At 47.3% G+C, this 17,245-nt stretch carries 13 protein-coding genes; 5 read left to right on the top strand and 8 right to left on the bottom strand.

Annotated features, from left to right (window positions below; genetic code table 11):
* The first annotated feature begins 343 nt into the window (after positions 1 to 343).
* The gene (locus tag FN124_RS23775; RefSeq protein ID WP_142687260.1) at positions 344 to 688 is read left to right on the top strand and encodes a hypothetical protein; all 345 of its coding nucleotides are present in this window, start codon (positions 344 to 346) and stop codon (positions 686 to 688) included.
* Between the two features lie 37 nt (positions 689 to 725).
* Here the strand turns inward: FN124_RS23775 and FN124_RS23770 are convergent, their stop codons facing one another.
* Genes FN124_RS23770 through FN124_RS23740 form a run of 7 tightly spaced genes read right to left on the bottom strand, consistent with a single transcriptional unit; the run spans position 726 to position 7,530 of the window.
* Positions 726 to 1,841, bottom strand: coding sequence for an ABC transporter permease (locus FN124_RS23770; protein ID WP_142687259.1), 1,116 nt, complete (start codon positions 1,839 to 1,841; stop codon positions 726 to 728).
* Positions 1,838 to 2,944, bottom strand: a complete 1,107-nt coding sequence (locus tag FN124_RS23765; protein WP_142687258.1) for an ABC transporter permease — start codon at positions 2,942 to 2,944, stop codon at positions 1,838 to 1,840. Before FN124_RS23765 ends, FN124_RS23770 begins: the two co-directional genes overlap by 4 nt.
* Positions 2,945 to 2,953: 9 nt before the next feature.
* A complete protein-coding gene (locus FN124_RS23760) occupies positions 2,954 to 3,697 on the bottom strand; it encodes an ABC transporter ATP-binding protein (protein ID WP_142687257.1) in 744 nt (247 codons plus the stop codon).
* A 10-nt stretch (positions 3,698 to 3,707) separates the two neighbouring features.
* Positions 3,708 to 4,619: an ABC transporter ATP-binding protein gene (locus tag FN124_RS23755; protein ID WP_142687256.1), complete on the bottom strand. Its 912-nt coding sequence runs from the start codon at positions 4,617 to 4,619 to the stop codon at positions 3,708 to 3,710.
* Positions 4,616 to 5,566, bottom strand: coding sequence for an HlyD family secretion protein (locus FN124_RS23750; protein WP_142687255.1), 951 nt, complete (start codon positions 5,564 to 5,566; stop codon positions 4,616 to 4,618). The genes FN124_RS23755 and FN124_RS23750 overlap by 4 nt, the downstream gene beginning before the upstream one ends.
* Positions 5,567 to 5,579: 13 nt before the next feature.
* Positions 5,580 to 6,857 carry a TolC family protein gene (locus FN124_RS23745; RefSeq protein ID WP_142687254.1) on the bottom strand — a complete coding sequence of 426 codons (1,278 nt, stop codon included), beginning with the start codon at positions 6,855 to 6,857 and terminating at the stop codon, positions 5,580 to 5,582.
* Between the two features lie 52 nt (positions 6,858 to 6,909).
* On the bottom strand, positions 6,910 to 7,530 hold the full coding sequence (locus tag FN124_RS23740; protein ID WP_142687253.1) for a TetR/AcrR family transcriptional regulator: 621 nt from the start codon (positions 7,528 to 7,530) through the stop codon (positions 6,910 to 6,912).
* 106 nt (positions 7,531 to 7,636) lie between these two features.
* Between FN124_RS23740 and FN124_RS23735 the strand changes: the two genes are divergently transcribed.
* Complete coding sequence (locus tag FN124_RS23735) at positions 7,637 to 8,356, top strand: DUF2071 domain-containing protein (RefSeq protein WP_142687252.1); 720 nt, start codon at positions 7,637 to 7,639, stop codon at positions 8,354 to 8,356.
* Positions 8,357 to 8,480: 124 nt separating this feature from the next.
* Positions 8,481 to 11,015, top strand: a complete 2,535-nt coding sequence (locus tag FN124_RS23730) for a phosphocholine-specific phospholipase C (RefSeq protein ID WP_142687251.1) — start codon at positions 8,481 to 8,483, stop codon at positions 11,013 to 11,015.
* Positions 11,016 to 11,060: 45 nt separating this feature from the next.
* Here FN124_RS23730 and pafA read toward each other — a convergent pair whose 3' ends face one another.
* Positions 11,061 to 12,701 (bottom strand): alkaline phosphatase PafA, encoded by a 1,641-nt coding sequence (pafA, locus tag FN124_RS23725; protein ID WP_142687250.1) that lies wholly within the window; start codon positions 12,699 to 12,701, stop codon positions 11,061 to 11,063.
* Positions 12,702 to 12,892: 191 nt separating this feature from the next.
* Here pafA and FN124_RS23720 point away from each other — a divergent pair, with 191 nt between their 5' ends.
* Entirely contained in the window at positions 12,893 to 15,217 is a 2,325-nt protein-coding gene (locus FN124_RS23720; RefSeq protein ID WP_142687249.1) for a WG repeat-containing protein, read from the top strand.
* Positions 15,207 to 17,165, top strand: coding sequence for a WG repeat-containing protein (locus tag FN124_RS23715; protein WP_185937345.1), 1,959 nt, complete (start codon positions 15,207 to 15,209; stop codon positions 17,163 to 17,165). Before FN124_RS23720 ends, FN124_RS23715 begins: the two co-directional genes overlap by 11 nt.
* Positions 17,166 to 17,245: the final 80 nt, after the last annotated feature.

Raw genomic sequence — 17,245 nt, 5'->3', positions numbered from 1 at the left:
GGAACTGTGTTTTGTCATGGTCGTTTGAGAGTAGCTCACCATTAAATTTATAAAAAACGGTCAGTAAATGGATCACCCTTTCCTGGTCGGTAGCTGTCATCATGTTAATGATAGATGGATAAACCTCATACGTAATATATTTTTTAGTCAGTTTAAGGTTACCCTTTTCCGATAGTGCATAAGGAATTTCAGAACAGCCAACTCTTCAATCGACTGTAATATCTGTTGAGGAGGCAAAAGATTGGTTGTCCGCCGGGCTTTCAGGTTTGCAGGCAGTGTTTAAACATCGCGATCCTGGAACCCGCTGTAACTAAACTTTAACTTTAAACTTAAATTTCCGGATATGAGAAGATTGATTAACCTTGTTCTTGCCGGTTTCTTTTTCATTTTAACTGCCAGCGCACAACAAAGCAACACACCTGGAGAAAAAGGGGCAGAGCAACTGTATAAAGTTTTGAGTAAAAACCTTAGGTATCCGCAAAAACTTTATGACAACAAATCAACATCACTGTTTTCTGTTAAGTATCTCATTTCCCCGGAAAATAAACTGGAAGATATTATTCCTTCAAAATATACACCAAACGAAATGAAGGATAAACTAATAGATAAAACGCTATATGGTGACATTGACTGGCAATCATTTTTTAACAGGAAGATCAGACAGGGAGACTATGTAATACTTCCCTAAAGTACATCTCTTTTGTTAATTATGATTTCTCTTATTCTCAGCTTGTTTTCCTGTAATTAAATATAGCCCAGCCGTTCAGCACTATGGCAAATAAGCCGAGGTACAGCAGCTCCATGTACACATCTGCAAAACCGCTGCCTTTTAGTACGATCATCCTGATCACCCGGATAAAATGGGTGACCGGTGTTAAATTGGCGATCAGTTTTGCCCAGGGCGGCATGCTGTCTACTGAAGTGAACAGCCCGCTCATCAGCATAAAGATCATCACAAAAAAGAACGCCACAAACATGGCCTGTAACTGGTTGCTGGTATAGGTAGATATCAGCAGCCCAAAGCCTAGTAGTGCGACCATGTATACGGCGGCAAATACATATAGCGTTACAAAGCTTCCCACCGGCCATATACCGTATACGCCCCAGGCTACCAGCAGCCCAATTGTAAACACAATCATGCCCACCACCCAGAACGGGATCAGCTTACCAAGTATGAACTCCCACTTTTGAATAGGGGTTACATTGATCTGTTCAATGGTGCCCACTTCTTTTTCGCGTACAATATTTAAAGCCGACATCGACCCGCCGATCAGTGTAAGCAGCAGCACCAGTATAGCCGGCACCACATAAAACCGGTATTCTGCCAAAGGATTAAACCAGTTGGAATAGGCAATATCTATCATGCCCGCCGGCGCGGCCATGTTCCTGCCCATGTTCACCGGGATGTCTTTATTAAAGTCTGCGATCACCATGAGAAGATAGTTGCCGCCAATGGCCGCCTTGGTACCATTGATGGCATCCACGGATACGCCTATACGCTGTTTCCCCTCCCTGATAAGATGGCTTTCAAAGTTGGGAGGGATCTCCAGCAGCACATCGGCCTTTTCTGTTTCAATATACCTGATGGCGCTCTGGAAGGAAGGCTCTGCCGCCACTATTTTGAAATAACCGGAAGCGCCTATCTTTGCCACCAGCTGCTGCGAATAAGAGCTATGATCATTGTCTACCACTGCGATGTTCACGCTCTTCACATCAAAGTTCATAGCCAGCGGAAAAATGATCAGCTGTATGGTAGGCATGGCAAACATCATGGCCAAGATGATTTTATCCCGGAAGATCTGCCTGAACTCTTTTTTAAGCAGGTAACGCAGCACCCTCATGATAAGCGTGTTTTAAAATTTTTAAGTGCAATGAAAAGCAGCGCGACGGTCATACCCAGCAGTACCAGCGTTTCTTTCCATACATATTCAAATCCAAGTCCTTTCAGCATTACCGATTTTATGATCAGGAAATACCAGCGGGAAGGAATAATATCGGAGATGATCCGGAACACCAGCGGCATATTTTCTATGGGAAACATAAAACCGGTAAAGATCATGGTAGGGATCATCATGCCCATCATCGACAGCAGCAGTGCGGTTTGCTGGGAGTTGGTGGTATTGGAGATCATCAGCCCGAACGATAAACAGGTAATGATGAATAACATACTTTCCATGAACAGCAGCAGGATGCTGCCTTTAATGCCCACATCCAGTACAAACACTGCCAGCACCAGGATCAGGATAAAATTAGCCAGCGATAATATCAGGTAAGGAATGGCTTTAGCCACCAGTACCATCAGCGGTTTAAATGGAGATACCAGTAATATTTCCATGGTGCCCAGTTCTTTTTCCCTTACTACCGATACCGAGGTAAGCGCCGTGCATACGATCATGAGCACCAGCGCCATTACACCGGGGATGAAGTTCAGGGAGCCATTGCCTTCTTCATTATACAGCATCCGTGTTTCAGGAATGATGGTATAGGGCAGCTGTTGGGCCGGGCTGATCTCCTGCTGGTAAGCCGTAGTGATAGCAGTGATGTAATTGACCACGGTTTTGGCTGTATTGGGATCGGAGCCGTCTGCTATGATCTGCAGCTGCGCCGTACCGCCATGCTGCAGGTCGTTGCCAAAGCCGGCCGGGAAGATCAGCGCGCATTTGGCCTTTCCTTTTTTAAAGGCATCTTCTATATCGTTGTAGTCGATAGAGCTTTCATTAACGACGAAATAGGACGATGATTTTATTTTACGGATCAGTTGCTGCGTGTTTACATCCCGCGAATTATCAATTACTGTAAGTGTTATATTCTTTACCTCGCTGGTGAGCGCAAAACCAAACAGCACGATCTGCACCACCGGTAGTCCGAACATGATCAGTAAGGTCCGCCTGTCGCGGAATACATGGAAAAATTCTTTCCTGATAAAAACAAAAAGCTGTTTCATATAAATGTTTTAATCGCCCGACCTTTTAGCCCCGCGGGCCAGCCGGTAAAATACTTCGTCCATATTATCTGCCTTGAACTGCGCTTTCAGGTTGGCGGGAGAATCCAGCGCTTCCACTTTCCCGTCTACCATAATGGTGATGCGGTTGCAATACTCCGCTTCATCCATATAGTGCGTGGTTACAAAGATGGTGATGCCACTTGCCGCCGCTTCGTAGATCATATCCCAGAACTGCCGCCTGGTAACGGGGTCCACGCCACCGGTAGGCTCGTCCAGGAATACAATGCGCGGCTGGTGGAAGATAGCCACCGAAAATGCCAGTTTCTGTTTCCATCCTAACGGCAATGCCCCAACGAGTTTCTTTGCTTCCGCGGTAAGCCCTAATTGCTGTACCAGGTTATCGCTTCGTCTGCGGATCTCGGCATACGGAACGCCGTACACACCGCCAAAGAATTCGATGTTCTCCAGTACCGTGAGGTTCTCATACAGGGAGAATTTCTGGCTCATATAGCCGATATTCTTTTTGATCTCCTCCGCCTGTTTGTATACGTCGAAACCGGCCACCATAGCCTCCCCGGAGGTGGGGTGGGAGAGCCCGCAGAGAATGCGCATGGCCGTGGTTTTACCGGCGCCGTTAGCACCCAGGAAACCAAAGATCTCTCCTTTATCTACCTCAAAGGAAATTTTATTAACGGCATAAAAATCGCCGAACCGCTTGGTGAGATCCTTACATACAATCACTTTTTCTTCCATGATACCTGTTTTAGGCCTGGTTCATTAACCGGATAAAACTATCCTCAATGCCGGGATGAATTAATTTTATATCTACATGTGTATGCCCTTGCTGTTCTACCTTTTGACGGAGCGCTTCAATGTTGTCATCTTTCAGCGTAATGTGTATGTACTCCCCGAAAGCAAAGCTGCTGTCTATTTCCGGCATACCTCTCAATGCTGTGAGCAGTTTATAAATATTGTCCGCCTTCATGGCGTACAGTTTTACGGGGAAGGCGGCCATGATGTTAGCCGGCGTATCTACCGACATAATTTTACCATTCTGTATCAGTGCAATCCTTTCACAAAGCATGGCTTCATCCATATAAGGGGTAGATACTATGATGGTAATACCCTGTTGTTTCAGGCGTTTCAGCATCTCCCAGAATTCTTTCCTCGATACTACATCCACTCCAGTGGTAGGTTCATCCAGGAATAATACTTCCGGTTTGTGGATCAGCGCGCAACAGAGGGCCAGCTTCTGTTTCATGCCGCCGCTGAGCTTACCGGCGCGACGGTCATTAAAAGGCTTTATCTGTTCGTAGATATCTTTTATCAACTCATAGTTGCCTTCTATGGTGCTGCCAAAAAGAGTGGCGAAGAAATCGAGGTTCTCCTTTACCGTCAGATCCTGGTACAGGGAAAATTTCCCGGGCATATAGCCGATCCGTTTACGGATCTCTTTATAATCTTTCACGCAATCATACCCGCGTACGGTGGCGCTGCCTTTATCCGGCAGCAGCAAGGTGGTGAGGACGCGGAAAAGGGATGTTTTGCCTGCGCCATCGGGGCCAATGAGGCCAAACAGCTCGCCTTCCTCCACCTGCAGTGTAATATCATCCACTGCCAGCACCTTACCTTCATCGTAGGTTTTAGTGATATGATCAAGGGTTACCGCGCTCATTTGGAATCTTTATTGATCAGCATTTCACCATACATGCCTATTTTCAGGTAGCCATCGTTCTTTACCCTTACCTTGATGGCATATACCAGGTTGGCCCGCTCATTTTTTGTTTGAATGGTTTTAGGCGTAAACTCAGATTTACCGGAGATCCAGGTAATTTCACCGGGATAGGCCTTATAATCTTTTTTACCCTGGTCGATACGCACCTGTACCTGTTGCCCCAGTTTGATCTGCGGGAGGGTAATACCGGTTACATAGGCCTTCAGGTAAAGCGTATCAATGTTGGCGATCTTATAGAGCGGCTTTCCGCTGGTGGCCATTTCTCCCTGCAGTGCATATCTTTGAAGCACAACGCCGCTGATGGGATTTACAATCTGTCCTTTTCGGATCTGTTCTGCAAATTGCGCCAGTGATTTTTCCAGCGGCGCTTTTTCACTTAGAATGCTGCGGTTTTGTGTGGAGATATTGGAATTGTTAAGCTGCAACTGTTGCCGCGTAACATTTAGCTGTCTTTCCATTTGCACAATAAGGGCATTGATATCATCCAGCTGTTTCTGTGTGGCGGCATCGCTTTTTACCAGGTTTTCGGTGCGTGTTCTTTCCCGGTACTGCTGCTGCAGCTGCGCTTCCTGTACCAGCAGTTGCCGGCGTACCAGTTCCCTTTCCGGCACGGGGTCCTGCGTTTTCTCCTGCAATGCTTTTATAGATGCCTGTACCTGTTCCTTCTGAAGGGTGGGGATGGCCACGTCTATTTGCCCAACCGTTTGGCCTGCGGGGAGCTTGTCGCCTTCTTTTACGGTGAACGATTGTATCTCGCCGTTTTGTTCTGCAGATACGATCACTTCATCTGCTTCAAAGTTACCGGATGCATCGTAGTCGTTACTGCCTTTTCCGCAGGCATTGATCATCATCACAACGGCTATAGCAAGTATCATGTTGTATTTCATATGCAATAGTTAATCAGTTCCCGGAGGTATTTTTATGATTGTATTGAGCCTGTAGTAATTGTATGCTGTGAAGAATTCGTGATTGTTTCGCCAGGTTTTCTGCATTCAGCTGGGAGATGTATTCATGCACGGTGATCACGCCATTGTCGAGCTGCGCCTGGGCCGATTTCCGTACGGATGAACGTAGTGCGATGGCACTGTCGTCCTGGTCTATCAGCACGGCAAACTTATCGATGTCCTGGTATTGCTGCTGCAGGCTCATGCTGGTATTGAACAGGAATGTTTCCTTGCTTATATCCAGGTTTTGCCGGTTAATGTCCAACAGTTGCCGGTTGTTTTTCAGGGAGTAGAGGCTGCCGAGGGACCAGCTGAGCCGAACGCCGCCAAGCCACCAGGCGCCGGCTTTATTGTCGACGATGTTTAGGGTGGGGCGGCCGTAAGCGCCCTGGATAAAAGCGTTCAGCTTGGGAAGATAGCCTGACTGCAGTTGTTTCTTCTGTACGTCCAGCGCTTTTTTCTGGATATCATAGTAAGTAATTTCAGGCCGATGTATCTCCTGTTGTGGCGTCACGGGTGCGGGCCATGCCAGGCGGGTGCTGTCGCTCAGCGGCTGATGCAGGAAAGCCGACAGCATTTTCATATAGGCTTTCCTGTTAGCCATGAATTCGGTGGTCATCATATCGGCGTTCATGATCTCTGCTTTAAGCTCATCTACATTGCTGCGATAGGCTACGCCGTTGTTAAGGGCCGCCTGCATTTTATCCGTGGCGCTTTGCAGGTCTGCCTTTCTCAGGTTGTTCTGCTGCAGTTGCGCATCCATGAGCAGTATGCCGAAATACAGTTGTGTTACCTGCTGACGGATGGCGTAGAGGTTTACTTCCAGCTGTTGCTGTTGTATGGCCTCATTGGCGCGACTGCTTTCCTTCTGCAGTTTGCTTACTCCTCCATCATAGATCTGCTGGGAGATCTCCGCCTGTATCTTATACTGGTCTTTGCTCAGCGAAGGGAATTCCACACCGGGCATAGGAGGGATCACTTCACTGAAGTTGATGGTTTGCGACTGGTAGGTGGCCTGCCCGCTTACACTGAGCTGGGGCAGGTAGAGTTTACCTGCATTTTCCACGGAATACCTGCTGCTGCGTTTAATAAGATCATACTGTCTGATCAGCGGGTAATTTTGCCGGGCCAGGGTATAACACTCTTCTATGGTAAGCACGGAATCTTGTCCTCTGGCCTGTTTTGCCGGCACTCCCAATAATATGAAACAACATAATGCCTGAAGTACTTTCATATTTGAATTGTTGTTTTGAAAAGTTGTTCAATTTTCAGGTAAAAAAAAGCAGCTATTTCAGCATGCCTTTTATCCACATGGGAATAAGTTTTCTCCGCTCTTCCATCATAGCCACGAATTCAGTTGATTTCAACACTTTGTTTCTTTCCAGCAGTGGCCGGGCCAGGAAGGGCATCACTACAAAGCCGATCAGGCTCAGCATTAACTGGATAGGGTGTATGCTCAGTTTACCTTCTTTTTGCAGGGCGGCCAGTTGCTTGAAGAAATGAGACTGGAAGATAGCGTGATTACGGTTGTTTTTCAACAGCACATCACTGCCCGCAAAAATCTCGTTTATCATAAACAAAGGGAAATCCGGGTTTTTCAGTAACATGTCTATGTAGTGGTCTGCCAGTTGTTCCACCTTTTGCTGTATGCTGAGCTGTTCATTATTGAGCACCTGCGCAATCCTGGTGAACAATTTTTCCACCACTTCAGCCATTACATACTGAAACAGCTTTTCCTTGCTGCGGAAATAATAGTTGACCAGCGACAGGTTAATGTCGGCCTCTGCGGCAATATCCCTTACTTTCGTGGCCTGGTATCCTTTCTTGGTGAATACTATCCTGGCGGCCGCTTTAATCCGTTCCTCCGTGGAGTCGTCCATTTTTACTTTCTTCTCACTTACCGGCATAATCATCCTTTTGACAAAGATACAAAATTGAACAACTTTTCAAAACATTTGTTCAATTTATTAAAAAGACAGGTTTGATGTATCTTTAATACAGATCTGTACCTATATGAAGTTACCCGTTATACATGGTTACATAGACCGCCGCATCCTGGTGAATTTTACCGTGGATCCCGAAGTCATTCAGCCCCTGCTGCCGGCTCCTTTCCGGCCAAAGATCTATAAAGGCAAAGCCATTGCAGGTATCTGCCTGATAAGATTAAAACATATAAAGCCCAAAGGCTGGCCTGATTTTACCGGTATCTCTTCAGAAAACGGGGCGCATCGCATTGCCGTGGAGTGGGAAGAGGAAGGAGTTACGAAAGAAGGCGTGTATATTCCGAGGCGGGATACTTCATCGCGGTGGAACGCACTGGCAGGTGGGCGGATATTTCCGGGGAAGCATCACCTGGCGCGTTTTGATGTAAAGGAGGAGAACGGGCATTATCATATTGGTTTTACCAGCACAGATCATACCTCTCTTACCGTGGATGCCCGCAGTACCAATGAGTTCCCGGCTACCTCTGTTTTCAGAACGCTGGAAAATGCGTCTGCATTTTTTGCGGGCGGAGCCGTTGGTTATTCTCCCAACCGGCGGCAGTCGCTCGATGGGCTGAAACTGCAAACCTACCAGTGGCTGGTAAGCCCGTTACAGTTGTTGCAGATGAGTTCGAGTTTTTTTGAAGATACTACAGTATTTAAAGAAGGATCCGTTGCATTTGATAATGCCTTGCTCATGACGCGCATTGAGCATGAATGGCATACACTTACCGGCTGTCCTCAACCATAGCCGTATATAATGTATAACAAACACATAACAGGAGGCACCATTGCATTCTTTGAGAATGTTTTCTATTTTGTTTGATGAACAATGTTTGCTGAACAATGCAGAAACCCACTCAATCTGATTATAAATGGACTCACGCAGAGAATTTCTGAAAAAATCTTTACTACTATCTGGTGCCGCAGGCTTATCTACCATGATGCCTGCCTCTATTCAACGGGCGTTGGCAATAGATCCTGCTCCCGGCAGCACTTTCCTCGATGCGGAACATATTGTGATCCTTATGCAGGAGAACCGTTCTTTTGATCATTGCTTTGGCACTTTACAGGGTGTTCGCGGTTTTAATGATCCACGTGCTGCATGGATGCCGGATGCCAAACCGGTATGGTTTCAAACTAATGCACAGGGCGATACCTATGCCCCTTTCCGTCTTAATATTAAAGACACCAAAGCCACCTGGATGGGCGCATTGCCGCATTCAAGGCCAAGCCAGGTAGATGCTTACAATAAAGGGCGCTACGATAAATGGCTGATCGCAAAAACACCGGGCAACAAAGAATACGCGGCTATGCCTTTAACAATGGGCTATTATACCCGCGAAGATCTTCCCTTCAACTACGCCATGGCGGATGCTTTCACGGTATGCGACCAGAACTTCTGCTCAGCCATGACCAGTACTACGCCTAACCGCTCTTTTTTCTGGACAGGAAAAATAGTGCATGAGGTGGATGGATTGCCAAAAGCGCATATCCGGAATGATGATTACAGCTATGGAAAACTTCCCTGGAAAACCTTCCCTGAATTGCTGGAAGAAAATAATATCGCCTGGAAATTTTACCAGAATGAGATCAGCTGCGGTGGCGGATGGAAAGGAGAAGAAAGGGCCTGGCTTGCCAACTTCGGCTGTAACCTGCTGGAATTTTTCGCGGCATATAATGTGAAGTTTTCTGAACGCTATGTAAACGGGTTGCTGAAACAGGTGGAAACCTTACCCGATGAAATTAACAAGCTCCAGGAAGCCAGTCCTTCCTCTGATGCTGCGGCCGCAAAGATCCGTGCTGATATCTCTAAAAAACAGGCAGTACTTGACAATGCCACACAGGAGCTGGCGAAATGGAACAAAGAAAGCTATGAGCAATTAACGGATCACCAGAAATCGCTTTACCAGCGGGCTTTCGTGGTAAATAAAAATGATCCTTCCTACCGCAGGGTAACAGAAGTGAGTTATAAAGACGGATCAACGGAGCGTACTATTACCGTACCAGCCGGCGATGTGCTGCACCAGTTCCGTAAAGATGTGAACGAAGGCAAACTGCCGCAGGTATCCTGGCTGGCAGGCCCGCAGAATTTTTCCGACCACCCCAGCGCTCCCTGGTATGGCGCATGGTATGTATCTGAAATACTGGATATCCTTACACAAAAACCGGAAGTATGGAAGAAAACTATTTTCATTGTTACTTACGATGAAAATGATGGCTACTTCGATCACGTAGTACCATTTTCTATTTGCGATAATAATAAACCCGGTACGGGAAAATGTTCCGCCGGAATTGATACGGAAATTGAACAGGTGAGGCTGGCACATGAACTGAAACAGGGCATAAGTGAGAAGCAGGCAAGGGAGGCCCCGGTAGGACTGGGTTTCAGGGTTCCCCTTATGATCGCATCTCCATGGAGCAGGGGAGGAAAGGTATGCTCGCAGGTATTTGAACATACTTCCACCCTCCAGTTCCTGGAAACATTTTTTAATAAGAAACTGAACAAAAAACTGCACCTGGAAAATATCAGCCAGTGGCGACGCACTATCAGCGGGGATCTTACAGCAGCTTTCAGCCCCTTTAACACATCCACACCCGACAAAAAGATTTTCCTGGACCAGCGCCGCGTAGTGGAGAACATCAACAACGCCCGCTTTAAATCCGTGCCCACCGGCTTCAATAAGATCACCCCGGAAGATGTAAAAGCATTTACTAACGGAAAAGGCACTACGATTTTACAACAGGAGAAAGGTACCCGCCCTTCCTGCGCATTGCCGTATGAACTGCTGGCAGACGGGCAGTGGAAAGCAGACGGGGAGTTGTTGTCGCTGAAAATGAAAGCAGGCAGGCAATTGTTTGGCGACCGTGCGCATGGCGCGCCTTTCACGGTGTACACCCATCTTCCTTACAAGGATGAATCAACCGGTGAAACAGAGCAGGGAAGAACCTGGTCCTTTGCCGTAGCCGCAGGGGATACCATCACTTATGAATGGCCGGCCAAAGCCTTTACTGATAACCATTACAGGCTGCACCTGCTTGGGCCGAACGGGTTTTACCGTGCCTTCGAAGGCTCCCCGCAGCATCCGCAGCTGGATATTGCGGTGGACTATGAAACAAACGGTAAGCTGAAAAAGAAGGCCACCGGCAACCTGGTACTGCGTGTAACCAATACCGGTAGCAGCCCCCGGGATATCAGCATCACAGACAATGCTTATCATGGAAAGTTGATCCGGCGTAGCATTGCAGCAGGGGCCACACTGGAGCTGGTATTACCGTTACAGAAAAGTCGTGGCTGGTACGATTTTACCGTGAAGGCAGCAGGCTTTGATACATTTAGCCAGCAGTATGCAGGAAGGGTGGAAACAGGAGAAGAGGGGATCACAGATCCTTTTATGGGAAGGGTATAATTTAAAACCCGGTAGGATGCCAGGCGGTATCCTACCGGAAATATATTATTGCAGTATTTCTTTCACAGGTTTACCTACACAGCCGCTGGGCATTTGTATATGCAGCATGGCAGCCAGGGTAGCGGCAATATCTGTCATATGCACCGTTTCATTGGAGGCGCCATGTTTTACATGCCATCCCATAAACACCAGCGGGATATGGATATCGAACGGGTTCCAGTTACCATGGGTAGTTCCTTTCAGTGAACCTTCAAACCATCCCGGTTCAGGGATCACGATCACGGAACCGGTGCGTTTACGGTTGTAACCATTAATGGCCATGGTGTTCAGTGGTTCCGGTAAAGGGTTCGTTCCGATATTATCCAGGTCGGCGGCAAACTGGATACCCGGTTGCGCCTCAAAGTATTTCACGGTTTCTTTCTTCACCGCATCATAATCCAGTTTGGACGCAGCAATTTTTGCTTTGTCGAAGCTCACGTGGTAGTTCATAAAAGACAATACCAGTTTGCTCACGCCGAAGCGGGCATTCAGCGTACTATCCAGGCCTGCCACCAGTTTCCGGCTTTCAGTTTGCCCGGATGGCAGTTTATGTTCTTCCATGAATTTAAGGGCGTGGGCAGCGCCATGATCGGCTGTAAGGAATACGAGGTAGTTGCCTTTTCCCACGCGTTGGTCGAGGTAAGAGAAAAAGGCCGACAGGTCTTTATCCAGGCGCAGATAGGTATCTTCCACTTCTATGGAGTTAGGGCCGTATTTATGGCCTACATAATCGGTAGAAGCGCAGTTGATAGTGAGGAAATCCGTTACGGTGTTATTACCGAGGTCATATCCTTCAATGGCCGTTTTTGCGAAATCCAGTGTCAGCGTATTCCCGTTGGGAGTAGATCTCAGGCTGCCGGGGTCTTTTTTATAAACGTCTTTCAGCGCATGGGGGAAAACAGGCGCTTTTTCGCCGGGGAAAGTACCTTCCCAGGGAGCGTTGTCTTCACTGCTCTGTACATAGGTGTTGATAGGATATAGGGTTTCCCATGGTTTGGACATCAGTTGCTGTGGCACTTTGCGGTCGTTGAAGCGTTTTACCCATCCAGGCAGTTCCTTCATATACCAGGTGCTGGTCACAAAGCTGGCGTTGCTGTCGTCCAGCCAGAATGCGCCATTGGCCGTATGCCCGGCAGGAAGGATAGAGGCGCGGTCTTTCAGCGATACGCCCACTACCTTTGAGCGGAAGTTGGTGGCCAGTTTCAGTTCATCGGTGATAGTGGAGGCCAGCAGGTTGCGTGGCGACATCCTGCCTGCGGAGCTACTGGTGCCAACAGGTTGTACGGTAGTGTCTTCAGTGCAATACCATTTTCTCCCGCTGAGCTGATCGGGCCAGTCGTTGCCCGTAATACCATGAATAGCCGGTACACTGCCTGTATAAATAGTGCTGTGGCCTACGGCTGTAAAAGAGGGAAGGTGGCTGATAAATGTGTTCTCACATGAAAAACCATCACCCAGCATGCGTTTGAAGCCGCCGGCTTCATAACGGTCGTAATACCGGTACAGGTAATCCCAGCGCATCTGGTCTACCACGATACCTACAATCAGCTTTGGCTTTTCATTGGATTGAGCTACTGCGGTGAGCCCCTGTAACGCCGTAAAGGCGCCCAGGAATGCAGCGGCAACAGATTTAGTCATTCCATTCATAATGCAGATTTTTTTCATTTCTTAAGTTCACGCCCCAAAACGGGAATCGACAAACGTAACAAAAAAATAATAAAACCCTGCACCTTTTCGTTGAACGGAAGCCCGCAACCAGTGGTTTTAAACAAAACATAAATTATTTGCGTTTTCCGAAAGATATGCATCTTTGCAACTTCTATTAAAGCGGAAACTACATGCTGAGGAAAAAATACTTATTGACAGGACTCTTTTTAAGCAACCTTTCTTTGTATGCGCAACAGCAGGTGGTAGCGGATTACCTGGGGCGGTTCGATGGGCAGCTGGCGCCGGTGATGATTAACCGGCAAAAGCAATGGCTGCATCTTTCAGGAGCCGTGCTGGTAGATAAACTGGAGAACCAGGGCTATTTCAAAACCATCATAGCGGTAAAACATAATGCCTATGGAGCCATCAGTAACAGCGGTAAAATTATAGCCCCCTTTAAGTATGATGAGGTTATCCTGGCCGATGAAAAAGACGACACGGATTCCTCGAAGAACTATTGCTTTGTGATCACCCGGCTCAATGGAAAATATGGCGCCGCTGATACACTTGGCAATGAGATTTGCCCGCCTGTATACACACAGGCAGAACCTATGACGCCGCATGTGCTGAAAATGAAAAAAGATGGCCGCTGGGGATGGATAGACATTAAAACAGGAAAGGTATTACAGGCACCCCTATACGAAGATGCAGGCAAAAGTTATGTACGCAATTATACCATAGAAATAAAGAAGGCCGGGAAAGTAGGACTGGCAGCGGAAGACGGTACCATCATTGTGCCCGCGGAATATGAGTCGTTTAACTACCTCAGTAGCAACAACACTTATTTTGGGTTTACCTCCAAAGGCAAATCGGGCGTGATGGATCACGACGGCCGCATTGTAGTACCAGCCGTTTATGATAAATGCAGCCTTGGGCCGGGGAATGATCTCTTTGCCGTTACACAAAACGGGAAAACCGGGGTCGTAGACGCACATGGCCAAACGCTGCTGCCGCTGCAATATACCGAAGCATCCCTGATGGGCACTGTAATGAAAGTAGGCAAGGGTGGTAAGTACGGAGTGGTGAATGCAGCGGGTAAGGAGATCATTCCACCGCTGTATAGTGACATCAAAGCTGTTAACGCGGAAGGAAGGGAAGTATATGACGCTCCTGCAGTAATGGCGCCGGGCGGTAAGGGAATACCCGTATTGGCCATACCGCTGGTATTCCTGGTAAGCAAAGGAACTGCCACAGGGATATTTGATACCAGTGGCAAACAGTTGTTGCCATTTGCATACAGCCGTATAACACCCTTCTTACGGGAAAATACACTTTACCTGGAGGCGGAACAGCAGGGCAAAACAGGCCTGCTTGGAATAGACGGTAAAATTATTGTTCCCCTGGTATATGACGGTTTAGTAAATGGTTATAACAGCAGCTTTTCCTATCTCGATGATCTCGCAGGAGAAGATAAAAAAAATTACCAGGCCTTTCTGAAAGGAGAGCAGCTTGGTTTGTTCAATACCGCTACCGGGAAAGAGATCCTGCCCGCAAAGTACAGCTGGATGCAATGGCAGAACAATCAATTGCTGTTCCTCCGCAACGGCGATACCACTTCGCTGGCCGATGCCACCGGTAAGATCATCCGGGGCGGAAAACAATACGGGTTCTTTACAGCGGTAGATACCAACCGTATAGTGGAAACCCAGTATAACAACGACGGCACCACCACCTGCACTCTCTCCGATATAGCCGGCAATGTTTTATATAGCAGCAACCGCTGGGAGTTTAAAGAAGACAGGGTTACCAGGCTGCTGATGCCGGAAAGCAGCAAAAAAAGAAATGCACAGTTCAGTAATGGGCTGTTAAAAGTTTGGGGAAGTTACAGTAGCAGCCGCAGCAACCTGTTCCTGGATACCAACGGTAAAGAGGTGGTTTTTGACGACTACAGCTTTGTGGGAGATTTCTGGAACGGCCTGGCCCTGGCAGGCAAAGATATCAGCCCCAACCAGACATTGTATGGTATTATCAACCGTAATAAAGAGGTCATTTATCCCATTACAGCAGACGATATTAACACCCTGGAAGATCTGCTCCTGGTAAAGAAAGGCGATCTTAAAGGATTGATCACCAGGGAAGGGAAAGTGCTGCTCCCTGTAGAGTACAGCGAAATAAGCAGTTTATACGGCGCGCCCTTTTTTAAAATAGGCCGTAACAGGAAATACGGCATAACGGATACTCTTGGCAGGATGATCCTGCCTGTGGAATTTGACGATATCAGTTACCGGGAAGATAATAAACTGTTTGAAGTAACCCGTGAAGGCAAAAAAGGTATTGCGGGCATTAACGGCAAAATGATCATCCCTGCTATCTATGATGAAATGGAAATCAACCAGGGATATGAAAGGAATATTTTCCCTTTACTGGTGAAACAGGGAGAGTGGTATTTTTATCTTGATGCACAGGGAAAACCATTCCCGTATAAATCAAAGAAGAAGAAAGGATATGATGACTAAAATAGTAACAGCAAAGCATATACGTTATTTGCTGACAGGTGCACTGCTGCTGGCGGCCCGCACTTTACCGGCCCAGCAGGCATCTATATTCAGCAATGGGTTTGCCCGTGTGGTGGACGGGGAGAAAAGCTGGTATATTGATCCTTCTGGTAAGAAGGCATTCGACCAGTTACTGGCCATGTATCACCCGGTTACTACTACACCCGTTGATGAGAACGGTCACTCGCTGGTTGTTCCCGATAAGGAGTTAACTATGCTGCTGGTGGCCAGCAACGGTAAAACAGGAATCATGGGCAATGACGGGAAATGGGTGCTGCCTGCTGAATATGATACCATTGAAATGAAATGGAAAACCTACCTGGTATTGCGCCGGGACGGAAAAATGACCTATGCAGACACCTACGGCAAACTGCTGCTGCCTATGCAGTTTGAAGATGCAGGGATATTGGACGATCAGCACTTTGATGTGAAGACCGGCGACAAATGGGGTATTTACAGCACGGCGGAAAACAAACTGCTGATACCGGCTGTGTATGAATCATTCGACTATTGCGGAGGCTGCGGCAGGAAAGGAGATTACCTGTTTGCACAGAAGAATGGCAAATGGGGGATCATCGACTTTAATAACAATATACAGATCCCCTTTGAATATGAGCACGAGCATTATTTTATGCGCAGTGACAACTGGGTGATGAGCTTAAAAAAGAACGGGCAGGATGTAACCATCAACCTGCAAAATAAAAAAGAATATGCTGCTCCGGAATATACAGATATGACCATCATCAATAACGGTTCTCTCAGGGCAAGAAAGAATGGTAAGTATGGACTGGTAGGGGAAGACGGTACGCTGATAGCAGATTTTATTTATGAAGATATCACGGACGCATACGATGAACAGGGTTACGGCCCTTACCTGCGGATCACACAAAACGGGAAAACAGGTATCCTCCGGGAAGATGGTAAAGTAATTATTCCACCTGTATATGAAGGTGATGTAGTGGCCGCCGGTGAATATTTTATCATCCCGGTAAATGGTAATTACAACCTGGCAGATAGTACCGGCAAAAAGTTACTGTCAAAAGATTATACCGCTATAACGCTGATGGATAAACGCTCCGCAGCACCTCTTTTCAAGCTGAAACAAAAAGCGCTGTACGGCTTTTATAATCCTGCAACGGGCAAGCTGACAGGGCCAGCTTTTTTCGACATCGATGGCACTGATGTCACTGCTCCCGGTATGGAATTGCTGGAAGTAAGTTACCAGGAGATGTATGGATTGTTTAGCACATCAGGGGAGCAGGTATTGCCCATGGAGTACCAAAAAGTGGAAGGCCTTGCGCCGGGATTGGCAGCTGTTAAGAAAGAAACCGGCGCAGGTGTGTACGACATACTGCATAAGAAAATGCTGATCCCCGCCATTTACTATAATGTAGGTATATCATCGGTAGATACCAGCCTGCTGATAGCCACCCGGAAGGAGGATTACACGGAGGCATGTTTTAATTTTAAAGGTGTAAAAGTGCCGGCCCCCAAAGAAAAGCTGTTACCGCCGGCAGCGAAATCCCGTTTACTGGAAAAGAAAATAGCCGGCAGTGAATACCCGCTGTATGGATATACCGACAGCATCGGTAAAATAATCATAGCTCCCATTTACGACCGCCTCCTGGTGGAAAAGAACGGGCGTGGATTCCTCGCGCAGAAAGGGTCGGAATTTACAGTGCTGAATACAGCAGGTAAGCCCGTAAGCGAACAGGCATTTGATGATGTGATGCTGGAAGAAACGCCCGGCTACGGGGTTACAGACGTGCAGTACAGCTTCCCCTTACTTTGCAGGGTCGGCGATGACTTGCAGTACCTCACCGCGGAAGGGACCTTTCTCCCGCTTAAAGTGAATGGCGTAGTTGCTTTTAGTCCGTATGGAATATATGGCATTCCCGAATTGCAGTAATTTTTTTGGTGGCTGCTATTAAAACCCTATTTTAGCGGCCACTAACCATTTAAAAGTACCAGAATCCCCCCGGTTGTCAT

It is taken from the genome of Chitinophaga polysaccharea, assembly GCF_902150045.1.
Taxonomy (GTDB): Bacteria; Bacteroidota; Bacteroidia; order Chitinophagales; family Chitinophagaceae; genus Chitinophaga; species Chitinophaga polysaccharea_A.
This window is presented reverse-complemented; position numbering and strand designations above follow the sequence as displayed.